The following is an 11,152-nucleotide window of genomic DNA, read 5'->3' on the forward strand; positions in this document are numbered from 1 at the left end:
CCGGATGGCGCTAACGCTTATCCGGCCTACATACTGATGCTTAATCCCGGCGATCGTCTTTATGTTCGATGCTGTCGCGCTTGTCATCCTTGCGCTGAAATTCACCATCAAAAGTCTCACCGCCGCCCGTTCCGGCGCTAAAACCACCGCCAGGCATACGCGAAAAACGCAAATGTGGCAGCAGTTTCATCGTCAGATGTTTTTGCACCGGGGGTAATAAAAGAAGAAGACCGAGGAAATCGGTGAAAAATCCGGGCAGCACCAACAGCAGACCGGCAATAATCAGCGATACGCTTTTGATCATTTCTGCAGCCGGACTTTCACCTGCCGCCATTTTCTGTTGCATCAGTAAAAAGTTCTTAAATCCCTGATTACGAACCAGAGACATACCGATAACCGATGTAAAAATAACCAAAATCAGCGTCATCAGGACGCCCATCACATGGGCAACCTGAATGAAAATAGATATCTCTATGTAAACATAGAGAAAAATGGCAAGTAATGGTATCCAGCGCAAAGGGATCTCCTGTTAATAACAGCCGTTTTGTTCAACTTCTGTTCGAAAAATTATGTTAATCGCATCGATTTGATATTGTGGTGGTTAGCAAAATTTCAAGTGGCTTGTACACTAATATTTAGGGTTAATCACAAAGGGGTGATCCATTTCACAGAATAATAAATAAGGGGTAAATTCCACGCTTTAAGTGATCCAGATTACGGTAGAAATCCTGAACCAGCATATGATCTCGGGTATCAGACCGATGCAGGGGATAATCGTCGGTCGAGAAACAATCGAAATCACATATATCCTGTGTGTTTAGTCAAATCATTGGCAGCTTGAAAAAGAAGGTTCACATGTTAAACAACATTCGTATCGAAGAAGACTTGTTGGGTACCAGGGAAGTTCCAGCGGACGCCTACTACGGTGTCCACACTCTGAGAGCGATTGAAAACTTCTACATTAGCAACAACAAAATCAGCGATATTCCTGAATTTGTTCGCGGTATGGTAATGGTTAAAAAGGCAGCGGCTATGGCCAACAAAGAGCTGCAAACCATTCCTAAGAGTGTGGCAAATGCCATCATCGCGGCGTGTGATGAAGTCCTGAATAACGGAAAATGCATGGATCAGTTCCCGGTAGACGTTTACCAGGGTGGTGCGGGTACCTCCGTCAACATGAACACCAACGAAGTTCTGGCCAATATCGGTCTGGAACTGATGGGTCACCAGAAAGGTGAATATCAGTACCTGAACCCGAACGACCACGTTAACAAATGTCAGTCTACCAACGACGCATACCCAACTGGCTTCCGTATCGCTGTATACGCATCCATCATCAAACTGGTTGATGCACTGAACCAGCTGCGCGAAGGCTTCGAGAAAAAAGCTGTTGAATTCCAGGACATCCTGAAAATGGGTCGTACCCAGCTGCAGGATGCTGTACCGATGACCCTCGGTCAGGAATTCCATGCTTTTAGCGTACTGTTGAAAGAAGAAGTGAAAAACATTAGCCGTACCGCTGAGCTGCTGCTGGAAGTTAACCTCGGCGCGACAGCAATCGGTACTGGTCTGAACACGCCGAAAGAGTACTCTCCGCTGGCAGTACAGAAACTGGCTGAAGTCACCGGCTTCGCCTGTGTTCCGGCAGAAGACCTGATTGAAGCAACTTCTGACTGTGGCGCATACGTTATGGTGCACGGCGCACTGAAACGTCTGGCTGTGAAGATGTCCAAAATCTGTAACGACCTGCGTTTGCTCTCCTCTGGTCCGCGTGCAGGTCTGAACGAGATCAACCTGCCGGAACTGCAGGCTGGTTCTTCTATCATGCCAGCTAAAGTGAACCCGGTTGTTCCGGAAGTCGTAAACCAGGTGTGCTTCAAAGTCATCGGTAACGACATCACTGTAACCATGGCATCTGAAGCTGGTCAGCTGCAGCTGAACGTAATGGAGCCGGTCATTGGTCAGGCAATGTTTGAATCCATTCACATTCTGAGCAACGCTTGCTACAACCTGCTGGAAAAATGCGTTAGTGGTATCACTGCTAACAAAGAAGTCTGTGAAGCGTTTGTATTCAACTCCATCGGCATCGTTACTTACCTCAACCCGTTCATTGGTCACCACAACGGCGACATCGTCGGTAAAATTTGTGCCGAAACCGGTAAGAGCGTACGTGAAGTTGTCCTGGAGCGCGGTCTGTTGACCGAGTCTGAACTGGACGATATCTTCTCTGCACAGAACCTGATGCACCCTGCTTATAAAGCAAAACGTTATACTGATGAAAGCGAACAGTAATCGTGTAGGGTAGTACCGGAGAAGGCACGTCATGATGACGTGCCTTTTTTCTTACTCGAAGTTACTTAAAAACAACAATTTAATATCAACTTGTTAAACAACAAGGAAGGCTAATATGATAGTTTTAGAACTTATCATCGTTTTGCTGGCAATCTTTTTAGGTGCCAGACTTGGGGGTATCGGTATTGGATTTGCAGGTGGGCTGGGTGTTCTGGTTCTCGCCGCTATCGGCGTAAAACCCGGTAATATCCCGTTCGATGTTATTTCCATCATCATGGCGGTTATCGCTGCCATTTCAGCTATGCAGATTGCAGGTGGTCTGGACTATCTGGTTCATCAAACTGAAAAACTGCTGCGTAAAAACCCGAAATACATCACGATCCTTGCACCTATCGTGACCTATTTCCTGACCATCTTCGCAGGTACCGGCAACATCTCTCTGGCAACGCTGCCAGTTATCGCCGAAGTTGCGAAAGAACAAGGGATCAAACCTTGCCGCCCGCTCTCTACTGCAGTGGTTTCTGCACAGATTGCGATTACGGCGTCTCCAATCTCCGCAGCCGTGGTTTACATGTCCTCTGTAATGGAAGGTCATGGCATCAGCTACATTCACCTGCTGTCCGTGGTCATTCCGTCCACCCTGCTGGCTGTTCTGGTCATGTCCTTCCTGGTAACTGCACTGTTCAACTCCAAACTGTCTGACGACCCGATTTATCGTAAGCGTCTGGAAGAAGGCCTGGTTGAACTGCGTGGTGAAAGACAAGTTGAAATCAAAGCTGGCGCAAAAACTTCTGTTTGGTTGTTCCTGCTGGGCGTGGTTTGTGTCGTCGTATATGCGATCGTCAACAGCCCAAGCCTCGGTCTGGTCGCTAAACCGCTGATGAACACCACCAACGCAATCCTGATCATCATGCTGAGCATCGCGACGCTGACCACGATCATCTGCCGCGTTGAAACTGACTCCATCCTGAACTCCAGCACTTTCAAAGCCGGTATGAGCGCCTGTATTTGTATCCTGGGTGTTGCATGGCTGGGTGATACCTTCGTATCTCACAACATTGACTGGATCAAAGATACTGCAGGTAGCGTAATTCAGGGTCATCCGTGGCTGCTGGCTGTCATCTTCTTCTTTGCTTCTGCACTGCTGTACTCTCAGGCTGCAACCGCTAAAGCACTGATGCCGATGGCTCTGGCTCTGAACGTTTCCCCACTGACTGCTGTTGCGTCTTTCGCCGCGGTTTCTGGCCTGTTCATTCTGCCAACCTACCCAACTCTGGTTGCGGCAGTTCAGATGGATGACACCGGTACAACTCGCATCGGTAAATTCGTCTTTAACCATCCGTTCTTCATCCCGGGTACTCTGGGTGTGGTTCTGGCTGTCTGCTTCGGCTTCTTGCTGGGCAGCTTCATGCTGTAAGTTTTTCCTGCAGGGTGCCTGGGCGCCCTGCAGTTCCTCCTCCCCACCCCGCTTTAACTAACATCCTTCCCTCGTCCGTTGTATAGTGACCATTCTTTTGCTGGTTACTCTGTTCTTTCGAGGTGTTTATGCTTGATGTAAAGAGTCAGGATATTTCCATCCCCGATACCGTTGTGGTGCTCTGTACCGCCCCGGATGAAGCAACCGCCCAGGATCTCGCCGCCAAAGTGCTGGCGGAAAAGCTGGCTGCCTGCGTGACCCTGCTACCCGGTGCGACCTCCCTCTACTATTGGGAAGGCAAACTGGAACAGGAATATGAAGTCCAGATGATTTTAAAAACCACCGTCACACACCAGCAAGCCCTTCTCGATTGCCTGAAGTCACATCATCCGTATCAAACGCCTGAACTTCTGGTTTTACCCGTCACTCACGGAGACTTTGATTACCGCTCATGGCTCAACGCATCCTTACGCTGATCCTGCTGCTGTGCAGCACATCTACCTTTGCCGGATTATTTGACGCGCCTGGCCGCTCGCAGTTTGTTCCTGCCGATCGGGCGTTTGTTTTTGATTTTCAGCAAAACCAACACGATCTGAACCTCACATGGCAGGTTAAAGATGGCTACTATCTGTATCGCAAACAGATAAGCATTGCGCCATCTCAGGCCGATATTGCTGAGGTAAAACTACCGCCAGGCGTCTGGCATGAAGATGAGTTTTACGGCAAAAGTGAGATTTACCGTAAACAGCTGACTGTCCCGATCACGGTCAATCAGGCTAAGTCTGGCGCAACATTAACGATCACATACCAGGGCTGCGCCGACGCCGGATTTTGCTATCCGCCAGAAACAAAAACGGTGCCATTAAGTGAAGTGTCTGCCGGTTCTGCGGCGGCCCCTGCGCCAGCCCCAGCCACTGCAGATCCGCAAGAGAAACCGCAGCCCACGGCCCAACTCCCCTTCTCCGCGCTGTGGGCATTGCTGATCGGAATTGGTATCGCATTTACGCCTTGCGTACTGCCGATGTATCCGCTGATTTCCGGTATCGTACTGGGTGGCAAGCAACGCTTATCAACCGGACGGGCATTGCTGCTGACGTTTATCTACGTTCAAGGGATGGCGCTCACCTATACCGCGCTGGGTTTGGTTGTTGCAGCCGCCGGTTTGCAGTTCCAGGCCGCGCTTCAGCATCCCTACGTCCTGATTGGCCTTGCCGTCATCTTTACGCTGCTGGCTCTGTCGATGTTTGGCCTGTTCACGCTGCAATTGCCTTCATCACTGCAAACGCGTCTCACGCTAATGAGTAACCGCCAGCAAGGCGGATCTCCCGGCAGCGTCTTTGCGATGGGGGCGATTGCTGGCCTCATCTGTTCTCCTTGCACAACGGCCCCGCTAAGCGCGATTTTGCTGTATATCGCTCAGAGCGGGAACATATGGCTGGGAGGCGGCACACTGTATCTGTATGCTTTGGGGATGGGATTCCCCCTGATGCTGATTACCGTATTTGGCAACCGCCTGCTGCCTAAAAGTGGCCCATGGATGGAACATGTCAAAACCGCTTTTGGCTTTGTCATTCTGGCGCTTCCCGTCTTCTTACTCGAACGTATCGTTGGCGACGAGTGGGGCGTTCGCTTATGGTCACTGCTAGCCGTCGCGTTCTTTGGCTGGGCGTTCATCACCAGCCTACAGGCAAAGCACGCCTGGATGCGTATCGTGCAGATTGTCCTGTTAGCCGCAGCACTGGTAAGCGTGCGTCCATTGCAAGACTGGGCGTTCGGCGCACCACATGCTCAAACCCAGGCACATCTTAACTTCACGCCGGTGGCATCGGTAGATGCGTTAAATCAAGCACTGGCGCAAGCTAAAGGCAGGCCAGTCATGCTGGATCTGTATGCCGACTGGTGTGTAGCCTGTAAGGAATTTGAAAAGTACACGTTCAGTAATCCGCAGGTTCAGCAAGCGCTAGGCAACACGGTGCTATTGCAGGCAGATGTGACAGCAAACAATGCCCAGGATGTCGCTCTCCTGAAACATCTACAGGTTTTAGGTTTGCCGACTATCTTGTTCTTTGATGCCGAGGGGAAAGAGCACCCGGAAGCTCGGGTTACGGGCTTTATGGATGCCGCGACCTTCAGCGCACATTTGCGCGATCGCCAACCGTGAGCGACACTTGCAACAGGAAATACGGAGGAGAATACCGTGCAACGTGAAGATGTCCTGGGAGAAGCCCTGAAATTACTTGAGGTGCAAGGGATAGCCAATACCACGCTGGAAATGGTGGCCGAACGCATCGATTATCCTCTGGATGAACTGCAGCGCTTTTGGCCCGATAAAGAGGCCATTCTGTACGATGCGCTACGCTACCTCAGCCAGCGGGTGGATATCTGGCGGCGTCAGCTTTTGCTGGATGACACGCTGAGCGCTGAGCAGAAATTACTGGCGCGCTACACTGCGCTGTCCGAATGCGTGAGCAATAATCGCTATCCCGGCTGTCTGTTCATCGCCGCCTGTACGTTTTACCCCGATCCCGGGCATCCGATCCATCAGTTAGCCGATCAGCAAAAAAAGGCGGCACATGACTTCACCCATGAGCTGCTGACTACGCTGGAAGTTGACGACCCGGCAATGGTCGCCAAACAGATGGAACTGGTGCTGGAAGGCTGCCTGAGCCGCATGCTGGTTAATCGTAGCCATGCTGATGTCGAAACGGCACACCGCCTGGCTGAAGATATCCTGCGCTTTGCCCAGTGCCGAATGGGCGGTGCGCTGACCTAAGCGAGCATTACCTGTTTTCGTCGCCTCTGCCGGATAGATTTGTGCAAACTTCAGGCATAACCATGCAGATTGCCGCAATATTAAGCGGTTGAACAATGTTTCCAGAAATTTGATTGACTGACAGACGTGAATACGGTTTAATGCGCCCCGTTGCCCGGATAGCTCAGTCGGTAGAGCAGGGGATTGAAAATCCCCGTGTCCTTGGTTCGATTCCGAGTCCGGGCACCACTATTTAGAAGAACCCGCCTATGGCGGGTTTTTTGCTTTCTGGGCTCCGCGAGATTTCTTATCTTTCTGACCACAGCAACTCCTACCCCACCTCATCACGACACTTAAACCTTCACTGGAACCACCATAGTACGGCAAAAAATATAGCGGTATCAGACACACCTCTTTTTCTGGCGTGCTTAACCGTAGGCCAGATTTGAGTAATTTATCTGAACAACCTTGGGCACAATACTGTTGCGGGAGCGCCAGGTCGCGCCGCATTTCATTGATAAGCTCGCTGAAGGTCGCACCACCCTCTTCCAGATGGCGTTGCAGGGTACGCACATTCATCCCCAGGGGCTTGAGTTGGTGCGCCGCCTCGACATCTGAAGCAAACGCCAGGGAGTAAATACCAACCCTCATCTACAATTGCCATCATACCGAGCAAATAATGAGTCAACGAGGAACCTGGATGGTGAAAACAAGAGTCATACAGTCAGCGCAGGGAGCCCATACCTATCCGCTGCTGATCAAGAGCTTGCTGCTGTCGGGTGGGCGTTCTCATCCCGAGCGAGAAATCGTCTACGCCGACAAGTTGCGTTACGACTATCGCACCCTCAAACAGCGTATCCATCGCCTGGCAAACATGCTGACAGCGGCCGGTGTCATGCCTGGAGACACCGTCGCCCTCTTAGATTGGGACAGCCATCGCGCCCTCGAGTGTTTCTTTGCGGTGCCTATGATTGGTGCCGTGCTACACACGGTGAACGTCCGCTTCTCGGCGGACCAAATCGCTTACACCATGAATCATGCCGAGGACAACCTGGTACTGGTGCACGACGACTTCTTGCCGGTTGTCGAGTCACTGGCAGAGACGCTAACCACTGTCCGGGGATACATCCAGCTTAGCGACGAAGAATCGAAGGCAACCAGCCTGCCGGTGCTGGGGGAATATGAGACCCTTCAGGCCGCAGCGGGAGATCGCTTTGACTTCCCCGACTTCGATGAAAACTCGGTAGCGACCTTGTTCTACACCACTGGAACCACGGGCAATCCCAAGGGGGTCTACTTCAGCCATCGTCAGCTGGTCCTGCACACGCTCAATGAACTGGGCCTCCTGGCAGCCCACGAGGGACAGTCGCTGCTACGATCGAACGATGTCTACATGCCGATCACTCCTATGTTTCACGTGCACGCCTGGGGCGCTCCCTATGTCGCAACAATGCTAGGTGTGAAGCAGGTATACCCCGGTCGTTACGAACCCAACAAGCTGGTGCGGTTCTATCGCGATGAGGGTGTAACCTTCTCGCACTGTGTGCCAACCATTTTGCAGATGATCCTTGAGTGCGACGAAGCCACACAGACCGACCTGTCGGGATGGAAGATGTTGCTGGGTGGCAGTTCACTGTCCCTTGGACTGGCAACACAGGCCCACCATAAGGGCATACGCATTCACGCCGGCTATGGCATGTCTGAGACCTGTCCCCTGCTCTGTATGACCCACTTAAGCGATGCCGAGCTGGCCCTTCCCATGGATGAGCAGCTACCCCTGCGGATTCGGACCGGCCTGCCTGTTCCGTTGGTGGATCTGCGTATCGTCGATGGCGAAGGTCGGGAGGTAGTGCACGACGGCGAAGCCCTGGGTGAAATAGTGGTGCGAGCCCCTTGGTTGACTCAGGGCTATCTGAAGGAACCCGAGAAAGGGGCTGAGCTATGGAATGGCAGATGGCTGCATACCGGTGACATTGCCTCTATCGATCCCCATGGGATAGTGGAAATCAAGGATCGCATCAAAGACGTAATCAAGACGGGCGGTGAGTGGATAAGCACGCTGGAGCTGGAGAGCCTCATCAGCTCACACGCGGCGGTCAGGTCGGTAGCCGTCGTCGGGATACCTGATGAACAGTGGGGCGAACGCCCCCTGGCTCTGGTGGTTTGCAAGGAAGGGGAGGACCTGGAGCCGCAGGCCATAGCGGCACATCTACAAGGATTTGTCGACCGCGGCCACATAACCAAATGGGCGATCCCACGACAGATAAGGATAGTCCCGGAAATTCCCAAAACCAGCGTCGGCAAGATCAACAAGCGCTTGATCCGCGAGCTCGAAGCCAGCAATGGGAAGGAAAGCATTTAAGCGATTTGTCGCATTCATAGCGTAAGGTTAACAACAGTCACGCTGTCTATATTTCAGGTAGCATGTCGGTATCAATGCTCTGCCGGGGATCTCACCGTCCCCGCGCGGATGCTGATCGCCCTTTAGCAAATGGGTGCCTGGGCATGTTCATCGCCACAGGCATCTCGGGCCCGGCGTTATGTTGATTCGGCAAAATCAGTTTACGGGCTGATTTCCTTGCTTTGTGGGTTCCGGTCAATGTCAGGTCCTGCTGGACGAGAAATCCGTCCCCAGCCCTTCCATCCAGCCTGATCACTTACCTAAATCTGCATTATTCAACAACGCCAGATTCATCCTCACTCATGCTTTCTTTACTTTGAATGAACCGGAGCGCCAAATAAAGGTCTGGTGCCAGAATCATGTCGTCGTCTTTCATTGTCGGTCGACTCTCCTTAAACCAGCGTGTTAACTCCGTTTTCCGGCCCGCAAGAATTAACTTAATCTGCCGCCCCTTCAGATCCCGTTTTAACTCATTAATGGTTGCCAGAACGCTGATATCTGAATAGGTAAAGCAAGAAACGGCGTCAATGACCACCCATTTAGGTTGTAGTACTGCACCATCGACTAAATTCAAAACGCGGCGCTTAAAATAAGCCACATTAAAATAGGTCAGCGGTGAGTTAAATCGGTACATCAACACGCCAGGGATCATTTTCACATCAGTTGAATTACCTAATGAGTGAATCATCCCATTTTCGTCAATTCCCAATAAGTGTTCAGTAGGACGAAAAACTGTGCGCAGGAACTGCAACAGACCCAGCAATACCGCAAGGCCAATCCCCTGAATAACACCAATAATCAGAACACAGCCAAAGGTGAAGAATGCCAGGCGAAATGCGGGTTTATTTCTTCGCCTCAGGTTCCAGAGTCCGCGTAAATCAATTAATGACCACGATGCATAGATTAGAACAATGCCTAATGCAGATACCGGAATAAATTGTAATGGCTGCGTGAAAAATACCACGACGATTCCGATGATTAAGGCAGCAACAACGGAAACCAGCTGGCTTTTCCCTCCAGAGGAATCATTTACCGCAGTCCGGGAATCGGCTCCGCTAATCGCAAACCCCTGAGATAAGCCAGACATTAGATTCGCGACCCCCAAAGCCCTGAACTCAGCATCAGCATTTATTTCGTATCCGTTTTTCGCGGCAAAACTGCGAGCGGTGAGCATCAGGCTAACAAAACTGACTAACGCCAGGTTCAGCGCAGGGATCAATAAATCACGCGCCAGACCAGGCTGAAACGATCCCCAGTGAACGACGGGCAAACCAGACTGAAAGCCCGATCCCCCAATAGTGGCAATCCCATACTGCTGCGCAGATGTAATCCATACCAGCGCCGTTGTTATCACAATAGCAATCAACGGTGCTGGCCATTGGCTACGAAACGTCTTGATAGCTATTAAAATCGCTAACGTTAGGATGGCGATCCCTAAGGTTAATAAATGAATTTCTGAGAGTCGACCAGGCAGGGCAATGATCTTCTCAATCACTTGCTCTTCATCAAGCGTAATCCCCAATACCTTACCGAGTTGCCCGACAATAATCGTCACGGCAACGCCGTTAAGCAGACCCGTTAGAATGGGATGAGAAAGCAGGTCAGCAAGCGCCCCCAGGCGAAATTTACTGGCAAGCAGGCACCATCCTCCCATCATCACAGTCATGACGATTGTTAACTGCCAGTGAAGTTCTGGGTTTCCGGCAGAAAGAGGAACCACAACGGCCGCAATCACCGCGCAGGTCGTGGCATCAGGACCAACAATCAATTGGCGGGAAGAACCAAACAGCGCATAAGCTAGCATTGGCAACACGCAGGAATATAACCCGACGATAGCCCCGACTCCCGCTAACTCAGCGTAAGCAATCGCAACCGGTAGTGCTACGGCAGCAACGGATAACCCGGCTTTAACATCATGTTTTAGCCAGCTTTTATCGTACGCTAATAAATTTTTTAGCCCCGGCATGTAGTTTAATACCATTTTTCCGAACACTTTATTCTCCGGATAGACCCTTACTAATAGATAAAGGTACACGTAACTGTCGCAGGCGATCCTGATATTTTCGGGAGGTAATACAGAAAATTCAGATTGGGGGTTTACCGCATATGCCGCAGGAAGGCTTGTGTTATGGAGGTTTTGGATATTGCTTTGCACCCGATGGTGCTGCGATGTGCCTAATGCGCTGCGCTTATCAGGCCTACAAAATGCGTTCAGCCCAGCCCCTGCAGGCCGGATAAGGCGGCACGCCGCATCCGGCGGTTTTCATCCCGCACAGACGCAAAAAAGCCC

9 protein-coding genes and 1 tRNA gene are annotated in these 11,152 nt (G+C 51.4%); 7 read left to right on the forward strand and 3 right to left on the reverse strand.

The annotated features are described in order from the left end of the window. Positions 1-40: 40 nt before the first annotated feature. Complete coding sequence (locus OGX92_RS18395) at positions 41-517, reverse strand: FxsA family protein (protein ID WP_003025457.1); 477 nt, start codon at positions 515-517, stop codon at positions 41-43. Positions 518-855: 338 nt separating this feature from the next. On the opposite strand from OGX92_RS18395, the gene aspA reads away from it, so the two are divergent. From aspA to OGX92_RS18425, 6 genes are all read left to right on the forward strand, one after another. Then, positions 856-2,292, forward strand: a complete 1,437-nt coding sequence (gene aspA, locus OGX92_RS18400; protein ID WP_003830668.1) for an aspartate ammonia-lyase — start codon at positions 856-858, stop codon at positions 2,290-2,292. A 115-nt stretch (positions 2,293-2,407) separates the two neighbouring features. Then, a complete protein-coding gene (gene dcuA, locus OGX92_RS18405; protein WP_003830670.1) occupies positions 2,408-3,709 on the forward strand; it encodes an anaerobic C4-dicarboxylate transporter DcuA in 1,302 nt (433 codons plus the stop codon). A gap of 128 nt (positions 3,710-3,837) precedes the next feature. Continuing rightward, positions 3,838-4,185 carry a divalent cation tolerance protein CutA gene (gene cutA / locus OGX92_RS18410; protein WP_003025447.1) on the forward strand — a complete coding sequence of 116 codons (348 nt, stop codon included), beginning with the start codon at positions 3,838-3,840 and terminating at the stop codon, positions 4,183-4,185. Continuing rightward, positions 4,161-5,870 (forward strand): protein-disulfide reductase DsbD, encoded by a 1,710-nt coding sequence (locus tag OGX92_RS18415; protein WP_286586911.1) that lies wholly within the window; start codon positions 4,161-4,163, stop codon positions 5,868-5,870. Before cutA ends, OGX92_RS18415 begins: the two co-directional genes overlap by 25 nt. A gap of 36 nt (positions 5,871-5,906) precedes the next feature. Next, positions 5,907-6,482 (forward strand): transcriptional regulator, encoded by a 576-nt coding sequence (locus OGX92_RS18420; protein WP_008785982.1) that lies wholly within the window; start codon positions 5,907-5,909, stop codon positions 6,480-6,482. A gap of 152 nt (positions 6,483-6,634) precedes the next feature. Beyond that, positions 6,635-6,710 (forward strand) — tRNA-Phe (locus OGX92_RS18425). Between the two features lie 18 nt (positions 6,711-6,728). Here OGX92_RS18425 and OGX92_RS18430 read toward each other — a convergent pair. Next, positions 6,729-7,112, reverse strand: a complete 384-nt coding sequence (locus tag OGX92_RS18430; protein ID WP_286586912.1) for a helix-turn-helix transcriptional regulator — start codon at positions 7,110-7,112, stop codon at positions 6,729-6,731. 49 nt (positions 7,113-7,161) lie between these two features. Between OGX92_RS18430 and OGX92_RS18435 the strand changes: the two genes are divergently transcribed. Then, positions 7,162-8,823 carry a fatty acid--CoA ligase gene (locus tag OGX92_RS18435; protein WP_206160203.1) on the forward strand — a complete coding sequence of 554 codons (1,662 nt, stop codon included), beginning with the start codon at positions 7,162-7,164 and terminating at the stop codon, positions 8,821-8,823. A gap of 310 nt (positions 8,824-9,133) precedes the next feature. Here the strand turns inward: OGX92_RS18435 and OGX92_RS18440 are convergent, their stop codons facing one another. After that, positions 9,134-10,855: a SulP family inorganic anion transporter gene (locus tag OGX92_RS18440; RefSeq protein WP_003830679.1), complete on the reverse strand. Its 1,722-nt coding sequence runs from the start codon at positions 10,853-10,855 to the stop codon at positions 9,134-9,136. Positions 10,856-11,152 lie beyond the last annotated feature (297 nt).

It is taken from the genome of Citrobacter sp. Cpo089 (genome assembly GCF_030332695.1).
In the GTDB taxonomy this organism is placed as follows: domain Bacteria; phylum Pseudomonadota; class Gammaproteobacteria; order Enterobacterales; family Enterobacteriaceae; genus Citrobacter; species Citrobacter portucalensis.